General features: G+C 65.3%; 21 protein-coding genes. 18 read left to right on the plus strand and 3 right to left on the minus strand.

The annotated features are described in order from the left end of the window. Positions 1–19: 19 nt before the first annotated feature. The 15 genes from ndhC to BB334_RS08430 all read left to right on the plus strand — a co-directional run bounded on the left by ndhC (position 20) and on the right by BB334_RS08430 (position 15,167). A complete protein-coding gene (gene ndhC / locus BB334_RS08360) occupies positions 20–394 on the plus strand; it encodes an NADH-quinone oxidoreductase subunit A (protein WP_068807046.1) in 375 nt (124 codons plus the stop codon). 3 nt (positions 395–397) lie between these two features. Further along, positions 398–874 (plus strand): NuoB/complex I 20 kDa subunit family protein, encoded by a 477-nt coding sequence (locus BB334_RS08365; protein WP_011238548.1) that lies wholly within the window; start codon positions 398–400, stop codon positions 872–874. A 14-nt stretch (positions 875–888) separates the two neighbouring features. Further along, positions 889–1,494: an NADH-quinone oxidoreductase subunit C gene (locus BB334_RS08370; RefSeq protein ID WP_068807049.1), complete on the plus strand. Its 606-nt coding sequence runs from the start codon at positions 889–891 to the stop codon at positions 1,492–1,494. Next, positions 1,487–2,740: an NADH-quinone oxidoreductase subunit D gene (locus BB334_RS08375; RefSeq protein WP_068807052.1), complete on the plus strand. Its 1,254-nt coding sequence runs from the start codon at positions 1,487–1,489 to the stop codon at positions 2,738–2,740. Before BB334_RS08370 ends, BB334_RS08375 begins: the two co-directional genes overlap by 8 nt. A 61-nt stretch (positions 2,741–2,801) precedes the next feature. Then, entirely contained in the window at positions 2,802–3,281 is a 480-nt protein-coding gene (gene nuoE, locus BB334_RS08380) for an NADH-quinone oxidoreductase subunit NuoE (RefSeq protein ID WP_068807055.1), read from the plus strand. Beyond that, the gene (gene nuoF, locus BB334_RS08385) at positions 3,278–4,597 is read left to right on the plus strand and encodes an NADH-quinone oxidoreductase subunit NuoF (protein WP_198531211.1); all 1,320 of its coding nucleotides are present in this window, start codon (positions 3,278–3,280) and stop codon (positions 4,595–4,597) included. Before nuoE ends, nuoF begins: the two co-directional genes overlap by 4 nt. Next, a complete protein-coding gene (nuoG, locus tag BB334_RS08390; protein WP_068807058.1) occupies positions 4,591–6,933 on the plus strand; it encodes an NADH-quinone oxidoreductase subunit NuoG in 2,343 nt (780 codons plus the stop codon). Before nuoF ends, nuoG begins: the two co-directional genes overlap by 7 nt. After that, positions 6,933–7,982 (plus strand): NADH-quinone oxidoreductase subunit NuoH, encoded by a 1,050-nt coding sequence (gene nuoH / locus BB334_RS08395; RefSeq protein WP_068807061.1) that lies wholly within the window; start codon positions 6,933–6,935, stop codon positions 7,980–7,982. Before nuoG ends, nuoH begins: the two co-directional genes overlap by 1 nt. 9 nt (positions 7,983–7,991) lie before the next feature. After that, positions 7,992–8,477 carry an NADH-quinone oxidoreductase subunit NuoI gene (gene nuoI / locus BB334_RS08400; RefSeq protein WP_068807064.1) on the plus strand — a complete coding sequence of 162 codons (486 nt, stop codon included), beginning with the start codon at positions 7,992–7,994 and terminating at the stop codon, positions 8,475–8,477. A 31-nt stretch (positions 8,478–8,508) separates the two neighbouring features. After that, the gene (locus BB334_RS08405; protein WP_068807067.1) at positions 8,509–9,111 is read left to right on the plus strand and encodes an NADH-quinone oxidoreductase subunit J; all 603 of its coding nucleotides are present in this window, start codon (positions 8,509–8,511) and stop codon (positions 9,109–9,111) included. 57 nt (positions 9,112–9,168) lie between these two features. Continuing rightward, positions 9,169–9,474 (plus strand): NADH-quinone oxidoreductase subunit NuoK, encoded by a 306-nt coding sequence (gene nuoK, locus BB334_RS08410; RefSeq protein WP_068807070.1) that lies wholly within the window; start codon positions 9,169–9,171, stop codon positions 9,472–9,474. Between the two features lie 12 nt (positions 9,475–9,486). Then, positions 9,487–11,508, plus strand: coding sequence for an NADH-quinone oxidoreductase subunit L (gene nuoL / locus BB334_RS08415; RefSeq protein WP_068807073.1), 2,022 nt, complete (start codon positions 9,487–9,489; stop codon positions 11,506–11,508). Positions 11,509–11,586: 78 nt separating this feature from the next. Next, positions 11,587–13,068, plus strand: coding sequence for an NADH-quinone oxidoreductase subunit M (locus BB334_RS08420; protein WP_068807076.1), 1,482 nt, complete (start codon positions 11,587–11,589; stop codon positions 13,066–13,068). 52 nt (positions 13,069–13,120) lie between these two features. Further along, the gene (gene nuoN, locus BB334_RS08425; protein WP_068807078.1) at positions 13,121–14,593 is read left to right on the plus strand and encodes an NADH-quinone oxidoreductase subunit NuoN; all 1,473 of its coding nucleotides are present in this window, start codon (positions 13,121–13,123) and stop codon (positions 14,591–14,593) included. 4 nt (positions 14,594–14,597) lie between these two features. Next, complete coding sequence (locus tag BB334_RS08430) at positions 14,598–15,167, plus strand: NUDIX domain-containing protein (RefSeq protein WP_068807082.1); 570 nt, start codon at positions 14,598–14,600, stop codon at positions 15,165–15,167. Here the strand turns inward: BB334_RS08430 and BB334_RS08435 are convergent. Then, positions 15,129–16,313, minus strand: coding sequence for a GNAT family N-acetyltransferase (locus BB334_RS08435; protein ID WP_068807956.1), 1,185 nt, complete (start codon positions 16,311–16,313; stop codon positions 15,129–15,131). The genes BB334_RS08430 and BB334_RS08435 overlap by 39 nt on opposite strands. A 184-nt stretch (positions 16,314–16,497) precedes the next feature. On the opposite strand from BB334_RS08435, the gene BB334_RS08440 reads away from it, so the two are divergent. Together BB334_RS08440 and BB334_RS08445 are read left to right on the plus strand one after the other, a co-directional pair. Next, a complete protein-coding gene (locus tag BB334_RS08440) occupies positions 16,498–18,126 on the plus strand; it encodes an NAD+ synthase (protein ID WP_068807086.1) in 1,629 nt (542 codons plus the stop codon). A 26-nt stretch (positions 18,127–18,152) separates the two neighbouring features. After that, positions 18,153–18,491 (plus strand): P-II family nitrogen regulator, encoded by a 339-nt coding sequence (locus BB334_RS08445; protein WP_068807089.1) that lies wholly within the window; start codon positions 18,153–18,155, stop codon positions 18,489–18,491. 6 nt (positions 18,492–18,497) lie between these two features. Here BB334_RS08445 and BB334_RS08450 read toward each other — a convergent pair whose 3' ends face one another. Next, a complete protein-coding gene (locus BB334_RS08450; protein WP_068807092.1) occupies positions 18,498–19,532 on the minus strand; it encodes a Smr/MutS family protein in 1,035 nt (344 codons plus the stop codon). Between the two features lie 4 nt (positions 19,533–19,536). Further along, the gene (gene trxB, locus BB334_RS08455) at positions 19,537–20,493 is read right to left on the minus strand and encodes a thioredoxin-disulfide reductase (protein ID WP_068807095.1); all 957 of its coding nucleotides are present in this window, start codon (positions 20,491–20,493) and stop codon (positions 19,537–19,539) included. A 212-nt stretch (positions 20,494–20,705) separates the two neighbouring features. Here trxB and BB334_RS08460 point away from each other — a divergent pair, with 212 nt between their 5' ends. Beyond that, positions 20,706–21,377: a Crp/Fnr family transcriptional regulator gene (locus BB334_RS08460; RefSeq protein ID WP_068807098.1), complete on the plus strand. Its 672-nt coding sequence runs from the start codon at positions 20,706–20,708 to the stop codon at positions 21,375–21,377. Positions 21,378–21,458: the final 81 nt, after the last annotated feature.

Consider the following 21,458-nt stretch of genomic DNA (forward strand, 5'->3'; position numbering starts at 1 on the left):
CAAAAGGGGTGTATGAGCCATGCTGGAAAGCTATTTTCCCGTTCTGATGTTCATCCTCGTGGGTCTGGGTTTTGGCCTGGTTCCAATCATCATCGGGCGCGTGCTCGGTCCCCATCGCCCCGACGGCGAAAAGCTGTCTCCCTACGAATGCGGCTTCGAGGCGTTTGAAGACGCCCGCATGAAGTTCGACGTCCGCTTCTATCTGATCGCCATTCTGTTCATCCTGTTCGATCTCGAGATTGCCTTCCTTTTCCCGTGGGCAACGGTCTTCCAGGAGTTCATCGCCGCGGGTGAGGTCGCCTGGTTCGTGTTCGGTTCGGTGATGGTCTTCCTGGCCATTCTGGTTATCGGTTACATCGTCGAGTGGAAGAACGGCGCACTCGACTGGGAGTAATGCATGAGCATTGAGGGCGTCTTTCGCGAGGGGTTCGTCACCACCTCGCTCGATGCGGTAATCAACTGGACGCGCACAGGCTCGCTGTGGCCGATGACCTTCGGGCTGGCCTGCTGTGCCGTCGAGATGATCCATGCGGGCTGCGCGCGCTACGACCTCGATCGTTTCGGGGTGGTGTTCCGCCCGAGTCCGCGTCAGTCCGACCTGATGATCGTCGCCGGCACCCTGTGCAACAAGATGGCACCGGCGCTGCGCAAGGTGTACGACCAGATGGCCGAGCCGCGCTGGGTGATCTCGATGGGTTCGTGCGCCAATGGCGGTGGCTACTACCACTACTCGTATTCTGTGGTGCGGGGCTGCGACCGGATCGTGCCGGTCGACGTCTACGTGCCGGGTTGTCCGCCGACGGCCGAAGCGCTGCTGTACGGCATCATCCAGTTGCAGAACAAGATCAAGCGCACCAACACGATTGCGCGCTGACAGGTGCCACAGAAATGAGTGCGAAGCTAGAACGACTGAGCCTGATCCTGCGCGATGTTTTCGGCGACGCCCTGCAGTCGCTGGTCGTCGATCGCGGGGAAGTCACGATCCAGGTCGCCGCGAGCGACTACCTGCGCGTCGCGGGCATCCTGCGTGACCACGCGGACCTGCACTTCGAGCAGTTGATCGACATCTCCGGCCTGGATTATTCCGCCTATGGCAACCAGGCGTGGGGGGGCAGGCGCTTCGCCTCGGCCTCCCATCTGCTGTCGGTGCGCCACAACTGGCGGGTGCGCCTCAAGGTCTTCGCCGACGACGACGCCTTCCCGGTGCTCGACTCGGTATGTGAGCTGTGGCCGAGCGCCAACTGGTACGAGCGCGAGTCCTTCGACCTGTACGGCATCATGTACAGCGGCCATCCCGACCTGCGCCGGATTCTCACCGACTATGGTTTCGTCGGCCATCCGTTCCGCAAGGACTTCCCGGTTTCGGGCTATGTCGAGATGCGCTACGACCCCGAAGTCGGGCGGGTCGTATACCAGCCGGTGACGATCGAGCCGCGCGAAAACACCCCGCGCATCGTGCGCGAAGAGAACTACGGGGACGTCGGCCATGGCTGAGATCCGCAACTACACGATCAACTTCGGTCCCCAGCATCCGTCCGCGCACGGCGTGCTGCGCCTCGTGCTCGAGCTCGACGGTGAGGTCGTCGAGCGCGCCGATCCGCACATCGGTCTGCTCCACCGCGGCACCGAGAAGCTCGCCGAGACGCGCACCTGGGTGCAGTCCGTGCCCTACATGGACCGGCTCGACTACGTGTCGATGATGTGCAACGAGCACGCCTACTGCATGGCGATCGAGCGTCTGCTCGGGGTCGAGGTGCCGCTGCGTGCCCAGTACATCCGGGTGATGTTCGACGAAATCACCCGCATCCTGAACCACCTGCTCAACATCGGTACCCACGCGCTCGACATCGGTGCGATGACGATGGTGCTGTACACCTTCCGCGAGCGCGAGGACTTGATGGATGCCTACGAGGCGGTGTCGGGCGCGCGCATGCACGCGGCCTACTACCGGCCGGGCGGCGTCTATCGTGACCTGCCGGACCGGATGCCGCAGTACGAGGTCAATCGCTTCAAGAACGCGAAGACCGTCGGGGAGCTCAACGCCAACCGCCAAGGCTCTCTGCTCGACTTCCTCGAAGACTTCACCGATCGCTTCCCCGCCTGCGTCGACGAGTACGAGACTCTGCTCACCGACAACCGCATCTGGAAGCAGCGTACCGTCGGCATCGGCGTGGTGTCGCCGGAGCAGGCGCTCGGCTGGGGCTTCACCGGCCCGATGCTGCGCGGATCGGGCGTGGCCTGGGATCTGCGCAAGAAGCAGCCCTACGAAGTGTACGACCGCCTCGACTTCGACATCCCGGTGGGCAAGAACGGCGACTGCTACGACCGTTACCTGTGCCGGATGGAAGAAATGCGCCAGTCGAACCGCATCGTCCGCCAGTGCATCGACTGGCTGCGCGCCAACCCGGGGCCGGTGATCACCGACAACCACAAGGTGGCGCCGCCCTCGCGCGAGAAGATGAAGAGCAACATGGAGGAGCTGATCCACCATTTCAAGCTCTTCACCGAAGGCATGCACGTGCCGGCGGGCGAGGTCTATGCCGCGGTCGAACATCCGAAGGGCGAGTTCGGCGTCTATGCGGTATCGGACGGCGCGAACAAGCCTTACCGCCTGAAGCTGCGTGCTCCCGGTTTCGCGCACCTGGCGGCGATGGACGAGATCGCCCGCGGCCACATGATCGCCGACGTGGTCGCGATCATCGGCACGATGGACGTGGTGTTCGGCGAGATCGACCGCTGAGGCGGGGCCTCATGCGCCACGAGTGGAAGGAACGACAGGCAACACGGAAGACGACAACGAAATGCTGAGCCAGGAATCGCTGCAACAGATCGATCGCGAGATCGCCAAGTACCCCGCGGATCAGAAGCAGTCCGCCGTGATGGCCGCATTGCGCATCGCGCAGGTGGAGAAGGGCTGGCTGTCGCGCGAGACGATCGAATACGTCGCCCGTTACCTCGAGATGCCGGCGATCGCCGCCTACGAGGTGGCGAGCTTCTACAACATGTACGACCTCGAGCCGGTCGGCCGCCACAAGATCACCGTGTGCACCAACCTGCCGTGCGCGCTCTCCGGCGGCGTGCATGCGGCCGACTACGTCAGGCAGAAGCTCGGCATCGACTTTAACGAGACCACGCCCGACGGCAGGTTCACGCTGAAGGAAGGCGAGTGCATGGGCGCCTGCGGGGACGCCCCGGTGCTGCTGGTGAACAATCATCACATGTGCAGCTGGATGACCACCGACAAGATCGACCAGCTGCTGGCCGACCTGGACAAGAAATGAGCGCGCACGGACTGATCCTCGCCGGAACCGACGGCGACCGCACCTGGCGGCTCCAGGACTACGTGGCCCGCGGCGGCTATTCGGCGCTGAAGAAGATCATCGCCGAAAAGACCTCGCAGGACGCGATCATCGCCGAACTGAAGACCTCGGTGCTCCGCGGCCGTGGCGGCGCCGGCTTTCCGACCGGGCTGAAGTGGAGCTTCATGCCGCGCAACTTCCCGGGCGACAAGTACCTCGCCTGCAACTCCGACGAGGGCGAGCCGGGAACATTCAAGGATCGCGACATCCTGCGTTTCAACCCGCACAGCGTGATCGAGGGCATGGCGATCGCCGCCTACGCGATGGGTGCAACGCGCGGCTACAACTACATCCACGGCGAGATCTTCGAGATCTACCAGCGTTTCGAGGAAGCGCTCGACGAGGCACGCGCCGCCGGTTTCGTCGGCCAGAACATCCTCGGTTCCGACTTCTCGTTCGAACTCTTCGCCCATCACGGCTACGGCGCCTACATCTGTGGCGAGGAAACCGCGCTGCTCGAGTCGATCGAGGGCAAGAAGGGTCAGCCGCGCTTCAAGCCCCCCTTCCCAGCGAGCTACGGCCTGTATGGCAAGCCGACCACGATCAACAACACCGAGACCTTCGCCTCCGTGCCCTTCATCCTGAACATGGGCGGGGAGGGCTTCCTGAACCTGGGCAAGCCGAACAACGGCGGCACCAAGCTGTTCTCGGTTTCCGGCCACGTCAATCGTCCGGGCAACTACGAGGTCACCCTCGGCACGCCGTTCGCCGAGCTGCTCGAGATGGCCGGCGGCATGCGCGGCGGCCGCAAGCTGAAGGCAGTGATCCCGGGCGGCTCCTCGGCCCCGGTGCTGCCGGGCGACGTCATGATGGACTGCACGATGGACTATGACTCCATCTCCAAGGCCGGCTCGATGCTGGGCTCGGGCGCGGTCATCGTGATGGACGAGACGACCTGCATGGTGAAGGCACTCGAGCGCCTGTCCTACTTCTACTTCGAGGAATCCTGCGGCCAATGCACGCCCTGTCGCGAAGGCACGGGTTGGCTTTACCGCGTGGTCCATCGCATCGAGCACGGCCTCGGCCGGCCCGACGATCTCGACCTGCTCAACTCGGTCACCGCCAACATCATGGGCCGCACCATCTGCGCCCTGGGCGATGCCGCCTCGATGCCGGTGCAGAGCTTCGTCAAGCACTTCGGCGCCGAGTTCGAATACCACATCGAAAACAAGAAGTGCCTCGTGCCGCCCGAAGTGCAGCGCGCTGGCAGTCAAATCTACGTGAGCCCGTCATGCTAGAGATCGAAATCGACGGCAAGCAGGTCCAGGTTGCCGACGGCAGCACCGTGATGGATGCAGCCGCGGTTGCCGGCACCTACATCCCGCACTTCTGCTACCACAAGAAATTGTCCATCGCGGCCAACTGCCGCATGTGCCTGGTGCAGGTCGAGAAGGCGCCCAAACCGCTGCCGGCCTGCGCGACCCCGGTCACCAACGGCATGAAGGTGTGGACCCATTCCGAGGCGGCGGTGAAGGCGCAGAAGGGGGTGATGGAGTTCCTCCTCATCAACCATCCGCTCGACTGCCCGATCTGCGACCAGGGCGGCGAATGCCAGTTGCAGGACCTCGCGGTCGGCTACGGCGCGAGCGGTTCGCGCTATCAGGAAGAGAAGCGCGTCGTCTTCAACAAGAACCTCGGTCCCCTGGTGTCGACCGACATGACGAGGTGCATCAACTGCACCCGCTGCGTGCGCTTCACCCAGGAAATCGCGGGCGAGATGGAACTCGGCCAGGCTTTCCGCGGCGAACACGCCGAGATCATGCCCTTCATCGAGAAGACGGTCGATTCCGAACTCTCGGGCAATATCATCGACCTCTGTCCGGTCGGTGCCCTCACCTCCAAGCCCTTCCGCTTCGCGGCCCGTACCTGGGAGTTGTCGCGCCGCCGCTCGGTGAGCCCTCACGATTCGCTCGGCTCGAACCTGATCGTCCAGACCAAGCACGACGTGGTAAAGCGCGTGCTGCCCTACGACAACGAATCGCTCAACGAATGCTGGCTGTCCGACAAGGACCGCTTCTCCTACGAAGCGCTCAACGGCGACCAGCGACTGACCGCGCCGATGATCAAGCAGGGCGCGGAGTGGAAACAAGTCGACTGGCAGGCGGCGCTCGAGTTCGTCGCCAACGGCCTGCGCGGCATCGCCGAGGATTACGACGCCGCCGCGATCGGCGCGCTGGCCTCGCCGCATGCCACCGTCGAGGAGCTTTACCTGCTGCAGAAGCTGATGCGCGGCATCGGCTCCGACAATGTCGACTTCCGCCTGCGCCAACAGGACTTCCGCGCAGACGGCAAGCGCGCCGGCGCGCCCTGGCTGGGCATGCGGGTCGCCGAGGTCGGCGAACTCGACCGTCTGCTGGTGGTCGGCAGCTTCCTGCGCAAGGATGCGCCCTTGCTCGCGCAACGCGTCCGTCAGGCCGCCAAGCGCGGCCTGCAGGTCAGCGCGCTTGGCCCCAACGCCGAGGAATGGCTGATCCCGGTGCGCCAGCGCGCGCTGGTCGCGCCCTCGATGATGGTAGAGACTCTCGCCGAGGTCGTCGCCGCGCTCGCCGCGGAAAAGGGTGTGCCCGTCGGCGGCGCGTTCGCGAGCGGACTGCCGACCCGGGTGTCCGACGAGGCGCGTGCGATTGCCGTGGCCCTTGCCGGAGGACAGAAGACCGCGGTGTGGCTCGGCAGCCTCGTCGCCGGCCATCCGCGTGCGGCCGAATTGCAGGCGCTGGCACAGGAACTCGCCCGTCTGAGCGGCGGCACCGCCGGCTTCATCGGCAGCGCAGCGAACGAGGTGGGCGGCTATCTCGCCGGCGCGCTGCCGCAGACGGGCGGTCTCAACGCCGGCGCGATGATCGAGCAGGGCCGCAAGGCCTACATCCTGGTCGGCGCCGAACCCGATCTCGATTTCGCCGATCCGGTCGCCACCACCGCCGCGCTCGGTCGCGCGCAACTGGTCGTGGCCCTGAGCGCCTTCGACAGCGCTTCGCTGCGCGAGTCGGCCGACGTCATGCTGCCGATTGCCCCCTTCACCGAGACCTCGGGCACCTTCGTCAATTGCGAGGGCAGGGCGCAGAGCTTCGCCGCGGTCGCTCGTCCGCAGGGCGAGACCCGCCCGGGCTGGAAGGTGCTGCGGGTGCTGGGTAACCTCCTCGGACTCGAGGGCTTCGACTACGCCGATTCGGAAGCGGTGCGTGCCGATGCGCTCGGTGCCGGCGTCGAGGAGCGTCTCGACAACGCGATCGACGGTGTCATTGTTGCCAGCCACGCGGCCGCGTCGGACGTGCTCGAGCGCGTCGCCGACGTTCCGATCTACTTCGCCGACCCGATCGTGCGACGTGCGCCGTCCCTGCAGAAGACCCGTGACGCTGCGGTCCCGGTGGCGCGCATCGCGCCGGTTACCCTCGCCGCGCTCGGTGTCGCCTCGGGCCAGCGCGTGCGTGTCGCCGCCGCGAGCGGCGAAGGCGTCGAACTGGTGGCGGTGGCCGACGATGGTCTGGCGCCCAACTGCGTGCGGGTGGCGGCGGCCCATGCCACCACCGCGGCGCTCGGCGCGATGAGCGGTCAACTCAGCGTGGAGCGTGTCTGATGGAGTCGATGCTGCAACCCGTCGCCGAGCTGTTCGGCCCCGCCTGGCCGGTGGTCTGGACGCTGCTCAAGATCGTCGCGATCATCGCGCCGCTGATGCTCGCCGTCGCCTACCTGACGCTCGCCGAGCGCAAGGTGATCGGCTACATGCAGGTCCGCATCGGCCCGAACCGCGTGGGCCCCGCGGGCCTGCTGCAGCCGATCGCGGACGGCCTCAAGCTGATGTTCAAGGAGGTCATCGTCCCCAGCGGAGCGAGCAAGGGCCTGTACATCCTCGGCCCGATCCTCGCCCTGGCGCCGGCGCTGGCGGCCTGGGCGGTGATTCCCTTCGACGACGGCTTCGTCCTGGCCAACATCAACGCGGGTCTGCTGTTCCTGCTGGCCATCATGTCGGTCGAAGTCTACGGTGTGCTGATCGCCGGCTGGGCGTCGAACTCGAAATACCCCTTCCTCGGCGCGATGCGCGCATCGGCGCAGATGGTGTCGTACGAGGTCTCGATGGGTTTCGCGCTGATCTGCGTGCTCTTGATCGCAGGCAGCCTCAACCTTACCGACATCGTGAATTCGCAGGGCTCTGGCCGCTTTGCCGACATGGGCCTCGGCTTCCTGTCGTGGAACTGGTTGCCGCTGTTACCGATGTTCGTGGTCTACGTGATCTCGGGCATCGCCGAGACCAACCGCGCGCCCTTCGACGTGGTCGAGGGCGAGGCGGAGGTCGTCGCGGGCCATATGGTCGAGTACTCTGGCATGGCGTTCGCGCTGTTCTTCCTCGGCGAGTACGCGAACATGATCCTGGTGTCGATGCTGACCGCGCTGCTGTTCCTCGGCGGCTGGCTGTCGCCGGTGGGCTTCCTGCCCGACGGCTTCCACTGGCTGGTGCTCAAGACCGCGTTCTTCCTGTTCCTGTTCCTGTGGGCGCGAGCGACCTTCCCGCGCTTCCGCTACGACCACATCATGCGGCTCGGCTGGAAGGTGTTCATCCCCATCACCCTCACTTGGGTGTTCGTGGTGGCGGTGTGGATGATGTCCCCGCTGTCGATCTGGAGGTAAGAAGTCATCATGGGTGCCAAGGATCTGATCGGTAGCCTGTTCCTCAAGGAACTCTTCAAGGGCATGGCGGTGACCGGGCGACATTTCTTCGCCCGTAAGATCACCGTGCAGTTCCCGGAGGAGAAGACGCCGCAGAGTAACCGCTTCCGCGGATTGCATGCACTGCGTCGCTACCCGAACGGCGAGGAACGCTGCATCGCCTGCAAGCTCTGCGAGGCGGTGTGCCCCGCGATGGCGATCACGATCGAGTCGGAGCAGCGGGAGGATGGCTCACGCCGAACCAGCCGCTATGACATCGACCTGACCAAGTGCATCTTCTGCGGCTTCTGCGAGGAAGCCTGCCCGGTCGATGCGATCGTCGAAACAAGGGTGCTGGAGTATCACGGCGAGAAGCGGGGCGACCTTTACTACACCAAGCAGATGCTGCTGGCGGTGGGCGATCGCCACGAGGCCCAGATCGCGGCCGACCGCGCACAGGACGCGAAGTACCGATAAGGGAGGGCGCTCGCGCGCCACATTCGAGAACATGGAATTCAAGACCTTCGTCTTCTACTTTCTGTCCGCGGTGATGCTGCTGGCGGCCCTGCGCGTCATCACCGTGCGAAACCCGGTGCATGCGGCGCTGTTCCTCGTGCTGACCTTCTTCAGCGCGGGCGGCATCTGGCTGCTGCTGCAGGCGGAGTTCCTCGCGGTGGTCCTGGTGCTGGTGTACGTCGGCGCGGTGATGGTGCTTTTCCTCTTCGTCGTGATGATGCTCGACATCAACCTCGACCGCTTGCGGGAGCGCTTCTGGAGCTACCTCCCGGTGGGCGCCCTGGTCGGTGTGCTGTTGCTCGTCGAGATGGTGATGGTGCTGGGCGGAAGCTACTTCGGCCTTGACGAGATGCCGACGCCGGCGCCGGTCGATGCCAGCTACAGCAACACCCGCGAACTCGGGCTGGTGCTCTATACCGACTACGTCTATGCCTTCGAGCTCGCTGCGCTGGTGCTGCTGGTGGCGATGGTCGCCGCGGTGACCCTGACCCTGCGCAAGCGCAAGGGCGTGAGGTACCTCGACCCCGCGGCGCAGGTCTCGGTGCGTGCCAAGGACCGGATCGAAGTGCTGAAGATGCCGGCCGAGAAGGAATAAGAAGCCGCGCGAACAAGAACCGCGCCGGCGCGAGCCGGCGCGATCAGGGAGTCACAGATGCTTTCGCTTTCCCATTACCTCATCCTGGGCGCGATCCTGTTCGCGATCAGCGTGGTCGGGATCTTCCTCAACCGGAAGAACCTGATCGTCCTGATGATGGCCATCGAGCTGATGCTGCTCGCGGTCAACATGAATTTCATCGCTTTCTCGCACTATCTCGGTGACATCGCCGGGCAGGTATTCGTTTTCTTCATCCTCACCGTGGCAGCGGCGGAGGCGGCAATCGGCCTGGCGATCATCGTCATCCTGTTCCGCAACCTGCGCTCGATCCACGTGGATGATCTCGGCAGCCTCAAGGGTTAAGGACGCGTCGCGATGACGGACATGCAGAAGCTCTATCTCCTCGTGCCCCTGGCGCCGCTCGCCGGGGCGATTCTGGCCGGTCTGTTCGGCCGCCTGATCGGCCGCACCGGTGCGCACATCGTCACCATCCTCGGCGTGGCGGTGGCCTTCGTCGCCTCGGTGGTGATCTACCAGGACGTGGCTGCGGGCAACACCTTCAACGGCACGGTCTATACCTGGCTGCAGTCGGGGGGCATCAACTTCGAGGTCGGCTTCCTCATCGACTCGCTGACCGTGATGATGATGCTCGTGGTGACCTTCGTTTCCCTGATGGTGCACATCTACACCATCGGCTACATGGCGGAAGACCCGGGCTACCAGCGCTTCTTCAGCTACATTTCGCTGTTCACCTTCTCCATGCTGATGCTGGTGATGGCGAACAACTTCATGCAGCTGTTCTTCGGCTGGGAAGCCGTGGGCCTGGTGTCCTACCTGCTGATCGGTTTCTGGTACGAGCGTCCGACCGCGATCTACGCCAACATGAAGGCCTTCCTGGTCAACCGCGTCGGCGACTTCGGCTTCCTGCTCGGCATCGGCCTCATCGTCGCCTACGCGGGCAGCCTCGACTACGTCGAAGTGTTCGCCAAGGCCGACGCGCTGGCGGGGGCCGAGATGGCCTACACCGGCTGGCCGTTGCTGACCGCGATCTGCATCTGCCTGTTCATCGGCGCGATGGGCAAGTCCGCCCAGGTGCCGCTGCACGTCTGGCTGCCCGACTCGATGGAAGGCCCGACCCCGATCTCGGCGCTGATCCACGCCGCGACCATGGTGACCGCTGGCATCTTCATGGTGGCGAGGATGTCGCCGCTGTTCGAACTGTCCGACACCGCGCTCTCCTTCGTGCTGGTGATCGGCGCGACCACCGCGCTGTTCATGGGCTTCCTCGGCATCGTGCAGAACGACATCAAGCGCGTTGTAGCCTACTCGACCCTCTCCCAGCTCGGCTACATGACGGTCGCGCTCGGCGTATCGGCCTATTCCGCCGCGGTGTTCCACCTGATGACGCACGCGTTCTTCAAGGCGTTGCTGTTCCTCGGCGCCGGCTCGGTCATCATCGGCATGCACCACGACCAGGACATGCGGAACATGGGCGGTCTGCGAAAGTACATGCCGATCACCTGGATCACCTCGCTGCTCGGCTCGCTCGCGCTGATCGGCTTCCCCTTCTTCTCCGGTTTCTACTCTAAGGACTCGATCATCGAGGCGGTCCACGCGTCCACCATCCCGGGCGCCGGCTATGCACTGTTCTGCGTGCTGCTGGGGGTGTTCATCACTGCCTTCTACTCGTTCCGCATGTACTTCCTCGTGTTCCACGGCGAGGAACGCTTCGGCAAGGCGCACGAGCACCACGAGCACCACGGCGACCATGACGACGAGGAGCCGTCGGCCGACCATCATCACGGCCTCGCGCCGGGGCAAAAGCCGCACGAGTCGCCGTGGGTGGTGACGCTCCCGCTGATCCTGCTCGCGATCCCTTCGGTGGTGATCGGCTACTTGACCATCGAGCCGATGCTGTTCGGCGACTGGTTCAAGGACGTGATCTTCGTCGGCGACAACCACGTCGGGCTGAGGGAGCTCGCCGCGAACTTCCATGGCCCGGTCGCGATGGCGCTGCACGGCCTGCAGACCGCCCCCTTCTGGCTCGCGCTCGCCGGCGTCGCGCTGTCCTGGTTCTTCTACATGAAGCGCCCCGACATTCCGGCGGCGATCCAGCGCACGTTCAAGCCGATCCACGCCCTGCTGGAGAACAAGTACTTCTTCGACCGCTTCAACGAGATCTTCTTCGCCGGTGGCTCGCTGCTGCTCGGCAAGGGCTTGTGGAAGGGGGGCGACCGCGGCCTGATCGACGGTGTGATCATCAATGGCTCGGCACGGCTGGTGGGTTGGGTGGCGCAGATCTCGCGACTGTTCCAGTCGGGCTACATCTACCAGTACGCCTTCACCATGATCATCGGCGTGTTCATCCTGCTGACCTTCTGGTTCAACCGCGGCTAAGCAGATGACACACGTTCAGGGACGGATGAATAACAAGATCGAACGCGCCGCACGCGGCGCAATCAACGGAAAGCAACGATGACGGACATTCCCTTCCTCAGTCTGGCGATCTGGGTACCGATTATCGGCGGGCTGCTGGTGCTCGCGACCGGTTCGGACCGCAACGCCCCGCTGGCGCGCATGCTCGCCCTGGCGGTGGCCATCGCTGGCTTTGCCGTGACCATCCCGCTCTACACCGGCTTCGACCCCGGTACGAGCGCGATGCAGTTCCAGGAGCTCTCGTCCTGGGTGCCGCGCTTCAACATCAACTATCACCTCGGCGTCGACGGCATCTCGGTGCTGTTCGTGCTGCTCAACGCCTTCATCACGATCATCGTGGTGGTGGCCGGCTGGCAGGTGATCCAGGACAAGGTGGGTCAATATATGGCTGCCTTCCTGATCATGTCCGGGCTGATGAACGGGATCTTCTCCGCGCTCGACGGCGTGCTGTTCTACGTTTTCTTCGAAGCCTCGCTGATCCCGCTCTACCTGATCATCGGCGTGTGGGGCGGACCCAACCGGGTCTATGCGGCGATCAAATTCTTCCTCTACACGCTGTTCGGCTCGCTGCTGATGCTGATCGCGCTCCTGTACCTGTTCATGGAGTCGGGCGGCAGCTTCAGCATCCTCGACTGGCATCAGGTGCCGCTCGCGATCCAGCCGCAGATCCTGGTCTTCCTCGCCTTCCTGATCGCGTTCGGGGTGAAGGTGCCGATGTGGCCCGTGCATACCTGGCTGCCTGATGCCCACGTCGAGGCGCCCACCGGCGGTTCGGTGGTGCTGGCGGCGATCGCGCTGAAGCTCGGTGCCTACGGCTTCCTGCGCTTCTCGCTGCCGATCGTGCCCGATGCGGCCCAGCAACTCGCGCCCTACGTGATCGCACTGTCGCTCATCGCGGTGATCTACATCGGCTTCGTCGCCCTCGTGCAGACCGACATGAAGAAGCTGGTGGCCTACTCGTCGATCGCGCACATGGGCTTCGTGACGCTCGGCTTTTTCATGTTCAACACGCTTGGCATCGAGGGCGCGCTGATCCAGATGATCTCGCACGGTTTCGTCTCAGGCGCGATGTTCCTCTGCATCGGCGTGCTCTACGACCGCATGCATTCGCGCGAGATCGCCGATTACGGTGGCGTGGTGCATCGCATGCCGAAGTTCGCGACCTTCTTCATGCTGTTCGCGATGGCCAATGCCGGCCTGCCGGGCACTTCGGGCTTCGTCGGCGAGTTCATGGTCGTGCTGGGCGCGGTCGAGTACAACTTCTGGATCGCCTTCGCCGCCGCGACGACGATCATCGTCGGTGCCGCCTACACCCTTTGGATGTACAAGCGGGTGGTGTTCGGGAAGGTCACGAATCCGCACGTCGCCGAACTCGAGGACATCAACGGCCGCGAGTTCGCCTTCCTGCTCGTCCTGGCACTGTGCGTGCTCGGCATGGGCCTCTATCCCTTCCCGTTCGCCGAAGTGATGCACGCCTCGGTGGATGAACTCCTGCGGCATGTCGCCGTGAGCAAGCTCTGAGCCTGGCCACGGCCTCTAGCGCAGACGAGACACTTAACGGACTGGTCAGAAGATGAACTTCGTCGTACCCGACTTCTACCCCGCAGCGGCCGAGATCTTCGTTGCCGTGATGGCTCTGGTGATCATGCTGGCGAGCACCTTCGCCCGGCCGATCGCGCGCGGCCTCGCCTACACGCTGACCCAGCTCACGCTGATCGCGGCGGCCTTCATCACCATCTTCACGATGCAGGGGGAGGTGGTCTACACCTTCAACAATCTCTTCGTCGGCGACCTGATGGGCGACTTCCTCAAACTGCTCATCTACTTCTCGATGGCGGCGGCGCTGGTCTATGGCCGTGGTTACCTGAACGACCGCAACATCGACAAGCCCGAGTACTACCTGCTCGCGCTGCTGATGACGCTCGGCATGATGGTGATGGTGACCGCCAACCACATGCTGCCGATGTACCTCGGACTCGAGATGATGTCGCTCGCGCTCTATGCGATGGTGGCCTTCGACCGCGAGTCGGTGCGTTCGACCGAGGCGGCGATGAAGTACTTCGTCCTCGGCTCGTTCGCCTCCGGCCTGCTCCTGTACGGGATGTCGATGGTGTACGGTGCGACCGGTTCGCTCGAGTTCTCCGGCATCGCGCAGTCGATCCACAACCAGGCGGCGAACGAGACCGTACTGGTGTTCGGCCTGGTGTTCCTGGTGTCGGGCATCTGCTTCAAGCTCGGCGTCGTGCCCTTCCACATGTGGGTGCCGGACGTCTATCAGGGTGCACCGACCGCGGTGACGATGGTGATCGCGGCGGCGCCCAAGCTGGCGGCCTTCGCGCTCGCGGTGCGCTTGCTGATCTGGGCGCTGTTCGACCTCGCCGAGCAGTGGCAGACCATGCTCATGCTGGTCGCGGTGGCCTCGATCGTGCTCGGCAACCTCGCCGCGATCGCGCAGCAGAACATCAAGCGCATGCTCGCCTACTCGGGCATCTCGCACATGGGCTTCGTGCTGCTCGGCCTGCTCGCCGGGGTGGTCGAGGGCGATCGGCACTTCGCGCTCAATGCCTACAGCTCCGCGATGTTCTACGCCGTCTCCTACGTGCTGATGAGCCTCGCGTCCTTCGGCATGGTGATCCTGCTTTCGCGCGCCGGTTTCGAGGCCGAGAACATCGACGACTTCAAGGGGCTCAACAAGCGCAGCCCGTGGTTCGCGGCGATGATGATGTTCGTGATGTTCTCGATGGCGGGCATTCCGTTCTTCGTCGGCTTCTTCGCCAAGCTGTCGGTGCTGCAGGCGGTCGTCGCGGCGAACTACTTCTGGCTGGCGGTCGTAGCCGTCGTGATGTCGGTGATCGGCGCCTTCTACTACCTGCGGGTGGTCAAGGTGATGTACTTCGACGCCCCGGTCGACACCTCGCCGCTGAAGGCAGCGCCCGCCGAGGTTCGCGTGCTGCTGTCGGCGAACGGTCTGGCGATCGCCGCGCTCGGGATCGCGCCGCAGGCCCTGATGTCGCTGTGCGCCTACGCGCTGCTCGCCTCGCTGTAGGTCGATGAAGCCGCGGACGGGAGACCCCTCCGATCCGCTGTCGGAAACCGCGCTCGAGGGCGAGCTGATGTTCGACGGCGCGCTGCTCAAGGTGCAGTGTGACCGGGTGCGGCTGCCAAACGGGCGCGAGGCGCGTCGCGAGTACATCCGCCACCCCGGAGCGGTCGTGGTCGTCGCCAGCCTGCCCGACGGCCGGTTGGTGTTCGAACGCCAGTTCCGCTATCCGCTCGGCCGGGCCTTCCTCGAACTGCCCGCCGGCAAGATCGATCCGGGCGAGCCCGTTCTCGCGTGCGCGCAACGCGAGCTGCGCGAGGAGACCGGCTACACCGCCTGCGAGTGGGAGCACCTGGGGGTGATGCATCCCTGCATCGGCTATTCGGACGAACGCATCGAGATCTTCCTCGCGCGCGGGCTGGAGGCGGTCGGCCACGAATGGGACGAAGGGGAGTTCCTCGAGGTGCTCAGCCTCGCAGTGGACGAGGCCGAGGCAGCGGTCCACGACGGGCGCATCACGGACGGCAAGACGATCTCCGCGCTATTCCTCGCGCTCCCTGTCCTGCGCGCCTCGCGCTGAGTGCGGCGCCGAGCGGCTTGTGGCGCGGAAGGGCGAACGCTCTTCCAGTTCATCCAGATAGAAGCCGATGCCGTCGCGCTCGCGCGCGAGGTAGCGGTCGACCGCGTCGCGGAAGCGCGCATCGGCGATCCAGTGGGCTGAGCAGGTCTCCACCGGCAACAGTCCGCGCGACAGCTTGTGCTCACCCTGGGCGCCACCTTCGAAGCGCTGCAGTCCCTGCGCGATGCAGTACTCGATCGCCTGATAGTAGCAGAGCTCGAAGTGCAGGAAGGGGAGATCCTCCTGTGCGCCCCAATAGCGCCCGTAGAGCGCCTCCCGGTCGCACAGGAAGAAGGCTGCAGCGACCGGGAGGCCGTCGCGCTCGGCGATCAGCAGGCGCACCGCCTCGGGAATGTTGCGGGCGAGTTCGACGAAGAAGTCTTCGCTGAGGTAGGGCGTTGAGCGGTGGAGGGCGTAGGTGCGCGCGTAGCAGCGGTAGAAGAAGCGCCAGTCGGCCGGCATCGCCTCGCCACCGTCCAGCCATCGCGTCGTCAGGCCGTGGGCACCCGCGCGGCTGCGCTCCTGGCGGATCTTCTTGCGCTTGGCGTGATTGAGCGCAGCGAGAAAGTCCGCGAAGACCCCGTAGCCACGGTTCTCCCAGTGAAACTGCACACCGCGCCGCAGCATCAGGCCGGCATCCACCAGCACGGAGGTCTCTTCCACCCGGGGCAGCAGGAGATGGAAGGACGACCAGCCAGTGCGCGCGGCGAGCGCGAGCACCTCGTCGAGCAGGCGCCGGCGGGCGTCACCGTCAGCGGCCAGCAGCCGGGCGCCCGGCACCGGCGTGAACGGGATGGCCGCGACCCACTTCGGGTAGTAGTCGAGGCCCGCGCGCTCGTAAGCCTCGGCCCACGCCCAGTCGAACACATATTCGCCGAAGGAGTGGTGCTTCTCGTAGAGCGGCATCGCCGCCACGAGCGTTCCGTTCCGCCAGAGTGTGGCGTGGTGCGGCAGCCAGCCGGTGCGCGGGCCGACACAGCCGCTGCGCTCGAGCAGTTCGAGAAAGGCGTGCCGGGTGCAGGGCTGGCCATCGTGCAGGGCGTCCCAGGCAGCGGCGGGAACTTCGGCGATCGCATCGAGGAGGAGAAAACCGTTTCGCTGGATCATGGCGTCGGGGAGGCAGGGCGGCGGCTGCCGCATTTTTGTGCAGTGCGACCTTACGCTCACCCGACGGGCACTTGCAAGCGCTGCTCACCGCTCATCCACAGGCTTTCCCCCGTCGGCTGTGGGTCGATCGCGCAGCTTTCCAGGGCTGCACCCTGCACGCGGCGAAGCGGTATAGTTCCGCTCCATGGACACCATGCACAAACCTCCGCTTACCGTTGCCGTCGCTCAGTTGAACCTGATCGTGGGCGACCTCGCCGGCAACGCCGACCGCATCATCGCTGCCTGCGGCGAGGCACGCGCGGCTGGCGGCGACATCCTGCTCACCCCCGAACTTGCGCTGTCGGGTTACCCGCCGGAGGATCTCCTGCTGCGGCCGGACTTCTACCGCGCCTGCGCGCGCGAACTGGGCCGCATCGTCGAGGCGACCGAAGGCCTGTGTGTGGTCGTGGGCCATCCGGGCGAGGTCAGTGGAAGCTGGTACAACATGGCGACGGTGATCCGAGACCGGACGGTGATCGCCGAATATCGGAAGCATCTGCTGCCGAACTACGAGGTGTTCGACGAAGAGCGCTACTTCGAGCCCGGCGATGCGCCGTGCGTATTCGAGCACTGTGGCTACCGCATCGGCGTGACGATCTGTGCCGACCTGTGGGAGCCCGCGCCGAGCGCAGCCGCGCGCGAGGCGGGTGCGGAGCTGCTGCTCGCACTGAACGCTTCGCCCTACCACATGGACAAGCAGCGCGTGCGCGTCCAGGTGCTGCGCGACCGCGTGAGCGAGATCCGGCTCCCGGTGCTTTACTGCAACATGGTAGGGGGTCAGGACGAGCTCGTTTTCGACGGCGCTTCGTTCGCGCTCGACCGCGACGGCCGGCTCGCCTATCAGGGGGCATCCTTCGAGGAGACGGTCGACATAGTGCGCTACCAGGGCCACGCCTGGCATTCGGAGATCCACGCCCGTCCGCGCCTGCTCGAGGCCGAGGTCTACGAGGCGCTCAAGACCGGGGTGCGAGACTACCTCGAAAAGAACCGTTTCCCGGGCGTGATCATCGGCTTCTCCGGTGGCCTGGATTCCGCCCTGACGCTGGCTGTGGCGGTCGATGCGCTCGGCTCCGAGCGGGTCCGCACGGTGATGATGCCTTCTCCTTACACCGCGCAGATGAGCCTCGACGATTCGCTCGAGATGGCCGAACGGCTCGGCGTGCGCCACGACGTCATCGCGATCGAGCCGGCGATGCAGACCTTTGCCGGGCTGCTCGACCCCTTCTTCGCCGGCCTGACGCCCGACGCCACCGAAGAAAACCTGCAGGCCCGAATCCGCGGCATGCTGGTGATGGCGCTGTCCAACAAGACCGGCTGGATCGTGCTGACGACCGGCAACAAGAGCGAGATGGCGACCGGCTACGCGACCCTCTACGGCGACATGGCGGGCGGTTTCGCAGTGCTGAAGGATCTCTACAAGACCTTCGTGTACCGACTCGCGAACTGGCGCAATTCGGTGAGTCCGGTAATTCCGCGGAACATCATCGACCGCCCGCCGTCCGCCGAGCTCCGGCCGGACCAGAAGGATCAGGACAGCCTGCCGCCCTACGACGTGCTCGACCCGATCATAGAGGCCTACATGGAGCGCGACGAGTCGCCGCGCGAGATCATCGCCGCCGGCTACCCGGAGTCGGACGTCAGGCGTACTGTCTCCCTGCTCAAGCGCAACGAGTACAAGCGTCGTCAGGCCCCGGTCGGGATCCGCGTGACCCAGCGTGCCTTCGGCAGGGACTGGCGTTATCCGATAACATCCCGTTACCAGGACGAGTTCTGAATCGTTCCGCCTACGAGGAGATGTGGATGAAGAAAGTCGAGGCCATCATCAAGCCCTTCAAGCTGGACGAGGTGCGCGAGGCGTTGTCCGAAGTCGGCATCGCGGGCCTCACCGTCACGGAGGTGAAGGGGTTCGGTCGCCAGAAAGGGCATACCGAGCTCTATCGGGGCGCCGAGTACGTGGTGGATTTCCTGCCCAAGATCAAGATCGAGATCGTGCTCACCGACGACATGGTCGAGCAGGCGCTTGAGGCGATCGTAAAGGCCGCCCACACTGGCAAGATCGGCGATGGCAAGATCTTCGTGATGCCGATCGAGCAGGTCGTCCGCATCCGCACCGGCGAGACCAATGAGGAAGCGATCTGAGCGAGTCTAGGGGCGCGCCATTGGCTTCTGCGCCCGCATCAGCACCAGCAGGGCGCCGGCACCGCCGTCGTGTGGTCCTGCCTGACAGAACGCGAGGATTTCCTCGCGTTGGGCGAGCCAGCCGCGCGACAACTCCTTGAGCACCGAGAAGCGGCCGGGCGAGCCATTGCCTTTACCGTGGATCACCCGAATGAAGCGGTCGCCGCGCTGCAGGCTGGCGCTCAGGTATTGGGTGAGGGCGGTGCGGGCCTCGTCGCGATTGAGTCCGTGAAGGTCGAGCTGCCCCTGCAGCGTCCATCGGCCGCGACGAAGGTCGGTGAGGATGCGGCGCGGCAGGCCCGGCCTCAGGAAGGCGGTCTCGTCCCCCGTCTCGAGCCGGTCCTCGAGGGTGAATGGTGCCGACAGCGACTCGTCGAGCGCGGCACGCTCGTCCGCCTCGTGCTTGAGCGGCACCGGCAGCGGGGGTGGTACCTCGAGCGCGACCCGGTTGCGGTCGTCGATGGGTTTCGCACCGCGCGTCATGTGGCGGAACAGCGCGCCCGGATCGGCACGGTCGACTTCCGGCGGCAGGGTCGCCCAGGCGACGTCGACCGCCTCGGCGAAATCACCGCCATGCAGCAGCGGCCCGTCGCCACGCGCAGGCCGGTTGCGGCTGGCGGGCAACAGCTCGATGCGGCCGCTGTCGCGCAGGGGCGTCACGTCCGCATAGGCGGCGCGCAGAGGGTCGACCGGTTTGCGCGCGGGCGTCCGTTCGTCCTGCGCCTCGTCCGCCCGCGACCGGGGTAACGGCGCGGGGCGGGGGCGCTCGATCAGCGCCCGGTCGCCGTCGTCGATCGGACGCACCGCGCCGACCGCCTTGAGGAAGAGTTCGTGCTCGGCGACATCGACCCCCGCTTCCTGCTCCGCCGACTTCGGGTCCGCCGCCTTCGTCCCTGCCGCCTTGCTTGGGGGCGCGCCGGTCGCCGACCGTGCGCCGGCCTTCCATTCGCGCAAGGCGGCGAAGGGGTGTCCGGCGGCAGGCCTGCGGTTCGACTTGCGCATCGCTTCAGCCGGCGAGCGCGTCCAGGTAGCGCTCGGCGTCGAGCGCCGCCATGCAGCCGGTGCCGGCGGAGGTCACCGCCTGACGATACACGTGGTCCTGCACGTCGCCGGCGGCGAACACGCCCGGAATGCTCGTCTGGGTCGCCTTGCCGTCGCGGCCGCCCTGGGTGATAAGGTAGCCGGTGGCGTCCATCTCGAGCTGGCCCTTGAAGAGCTCGGTGTTGGGCCGGTGGCCGATCGCCACGAACACGCCCTTCAGTGCTACGTCGCGGGTCGTGCCGGTGTTGACGTCCTTGATGCGCATCCCGGTCACGCCGCTGTCGTCACCAAGGACCTCGTCGAGCACCGACTCGAGCGCGAGCTCGATGCGGCCCTCCGCCACCCGCTGCATCAGCTTGTCGACCAGGATCTTCTCGGCGCGGAACTTGTCGCGGCGGTGCACCAGGGTGACCTTGCTGGCGATGTTGGCGAGATAGAGCGCCTCCTCGACCGCGGTGTTGCCGCCGCCGATCACCGCCACCTCCTGCTTGCGGTAGAAGAAACCGTCGCAGGTCGCGCAGGCGGAGACGCCGCGGCCCATGAACTTTTCCTCCGAGGGCAGGCCGAGATACATCGCGCTCGCCCCGGTGGCGACGATCAGCGCGTCGCAGGTGTAGCTGCCACTGTCGCCCTCGAGGCGGAAGGGCCGCTCCTGCAGCGCGACGGTGTGGATATGGTCGAACACGATCTCGGTATTGAAGCGCTCGGCGTGCTTCTGGAAGCGGGTCATCAGGTCGGGGCCGAGCACGCCGTCGGCGTCGGCGGGCCAGTTGTCGACATCGGTCGTCGTCATCAGCTGGCCGCCCTGGGCGATGCCGGTGATCAGCACCGGGTTCAGGTTCGCGCGAGCGGCATAGACTGCGGCGGTATAACCGGCGGGGCCGGAACCGAGGATCAGCAGGCGGGCGTGTTTGGTGGTCATGGAGCGCATATCCGGCGGTTTGAGGACGTGCGGCATTATAGCCGAGCGGAAATGCGTACCCGGCAATCTGCCCGATGGACGCAGTCTATCGCCGCTGGAGGCGTGGCCTGGGGATCCACGCGGCACGGCGCGCGGATACGTATCGTTTATACTTGTTCACGATCCCATCGAAGCTTCCGGCCCTTCGCGCCCAACCGTTTTCCGGAGTCCCCATGAGTCAGTCCGCCGCCGTGTCAACGATCGCGCTGAAGACCTTTCCGCTTTTTCAGGGTTTGCCGGAAGACGAACTGGCAGCCATCGCGCGAGTCGCGATGATGCGCCGCATCCCCCGCAACCAGTCGGTCGTGCGCGAGGGCGATCATTCCGACTTCGTGTACTTCGTGCTCACCGGCAGTCTCAAGGTGATCGTCAGTGACGAGGACGGGCGCGAAGTGATCCTCTCCATCCTGGGACAGGGCGAACTGTTCGGAGAAATGAGCATGTTCGGCGAGCAGCCGCGCTCGGCTTCGGTGACCGCGGTGATGCCTTCCGACCTCGTGGTGATCGCCAAGCAGGAGTTCCGTCGCATCCTGCAGGAAAACTTCGAGATCGCCTGGCGGATCATGACCAACCTCGCCGAGCGCCTGCGCAACGCCGACCGCAAGATCGAGAGCCTGGCGCTGATGGACGTCTACGGCCGCGTCGCGCGCCTGCTGATCGACATGGCGGAGGAGGTGGACGGCAAGACCGTCGTCGTGCGCAAGATCTCCAAGCAGGACATCGCGCGGATGATCGGCGCATCGCGCGAGATGGTGAGCCGGGTGATGAAGGACCTCAGCAACCAGGGGCTGATCGCCGAGACGCCGGCCGGGATCGTGCTCTGCGAGCGCCTCGGCCAGATCTGAGCCACCGGGCGCGGTGGCGCGCCCCTGGGTCTCGGTTTGTGTCGCGGTGCGAGGCGGGCCGGTGAAGGCGCGGGCAATCGC

The sequence above is a fragment of the Thauera phenolivorans genome (genome assembly GCF_001696715.1).
GTDB classification, from domain to species: domain Bacteria; phylum Pseudomonadota; class Gammaproteobacteria; order Burkholderiales; family Rhodocyclaceae; genus Thauera; species Thauera phenolivorans.

Excerpts from the sequence above, each read along its gene's own strand:
- ndhC (WP_068807046.1), top strand. The coding sequence starts at position 20 with ATGCTGGAAAGCTATTTTCCCGTTCTGATGTTCATCCTCGTGGGTCTG.
- BB334_RS08365 (WP_011238548.1), top strand. The coding sequence starts at position 398 with ATGAGCATTGAGGGCGTCTTTCGCGAGGGGTTCGTCACCACCTCGCTC.
- BB334_RS08370 (WP_068807049.1), top strand. The coding sequence starts at position 889 with ATGAGTGCGAAGCTAGAACGACTGAGCCTGATCCTGCGCGATGTTTTC.
- BB334_RS08375 (WP_068807052.1), top strand. The coding sequence starts at position 1,487 with ATGGCTGAGATCCGCAACTACACGATCAACTTCGGTCCCCAGCATCCG.
- nuoE (WP_068807055.1), top strand. The coding sequence starts at position 2,802 with ATGCTGAGCCAGGAATCGCTGCAACAGATCGATCGCGAGATCGCCAAG.
- nuoF (WP_198531211.1), top strand. The coding sequence starts at position 3,278 with ATGAGCGCGCACGGACTGATCCTCGCCGGAACCGACGGCGACCGCACC.
- nuoG (WP_068807058.1), top strand. The coding sequence starts at position 4,591 with ATGCTAGAGATCGAAATCGACGGCAAGCAGGTCCAGGTTGCCGACGGC.
- nuoH (WP_068807061.1), top strand. The coding sequence starts at position 6,933 with ATGGAGTCGATGCTGCAACCCGTCGCCGAGCTGTTCGGCCCCGCCTGG.
- nuoI (WP_068807064.1), top strand. The coding sequence starts at position 7,992 with ATGGGTGCCAAGGATCTGATCGGTAGCCTGTTCCTCAAGGAACTCTTC.
- BB334_RS08405 (WP_068807067.1), top strand. The coding sequence starts at position 8,509 with ATGGAATTCAAGACCTTCGTCTTCTACTTTCTGTCCGCGGTGATGCTG.
- nuoK (WP_068807070.1), top strand. The coding sequence starts at position 9,169 with ATGCTTTCGCTTTCCCATTACCTCATCCTGGGCGCGATCCTGTTCGCG.
- nuoL (WP_068807073.1), top strand. The coding sequence starts at position 9,487 with ATGACGGACATGCAGAAGCTCTATCTCCTCGTGCCCCTGGCGCCGCTC.
- BB334_RS08420 (WP_068807076.1), top strand. The coding sequence starts at position 11,587 with ATGACGGACATTCCCTTCCTCAGTCTGGCGATCTGGGTACCGATTATC.
- nuoN (WP_068807078.1), top strand. The coding sequence starts at position 13,121 with ATGAACTTCGTCGTACCCGACTTCTACCCCGCAGCGGCCGAGATCTTC.
- BB334_RS08430 (WP_068807082.1), top strand. The coding sequence starts at position 14,598 with ATGAAGCCGCGGACGGGAGACCCCTCCGATCCGCTGTCGGAAACCGCG.
- BB334_RS08435 (WP_068807956.1), bottom strand. The coding sequence starts at position 16,313 with ATGATCCAGCGAAACGGTTTTCTCCTCCTCGATGCGATCGCCGAAGTT.
- BB334_RS08440 (WP_068807086.1), top strand. The coding sequence starts at position 16,498 with ATGGACACCATGCACAAACCTCCGCTTACCGTTGCCGTCGCTCAGTTG.
- BB334_RS08445 (WP_068807089.1), top strand. The coding sequence starts at position 18,153 with ATGAAGAAAGTCGAGGCCATCATCAAGCCCTTCAAGCTGGACGAGGTG.
- BB334_RS08450 (WP_068807092.1), bottom strand. The coding sequence starts at position 19,532 with ATGCGCAAGTCGAACCGCAGGCCTGCCGCCGGACACCCCTTCGCCGCC.
- trxB (WP_068807095.1), bottom strand. The coding sequence starts at position 20,493 with ATGACCACCAAACACGCCCGCCTGCTGATCCTCGGTTCCGGCCCCGCC.
- BB334_RS08460 (WP_068807098.1), top strand. The coding sequence starts at position 20,706 with ATGAGTCAGTCCGCCGCCGTGTCAACGATCGCGCTGAAGACCTTTCCG.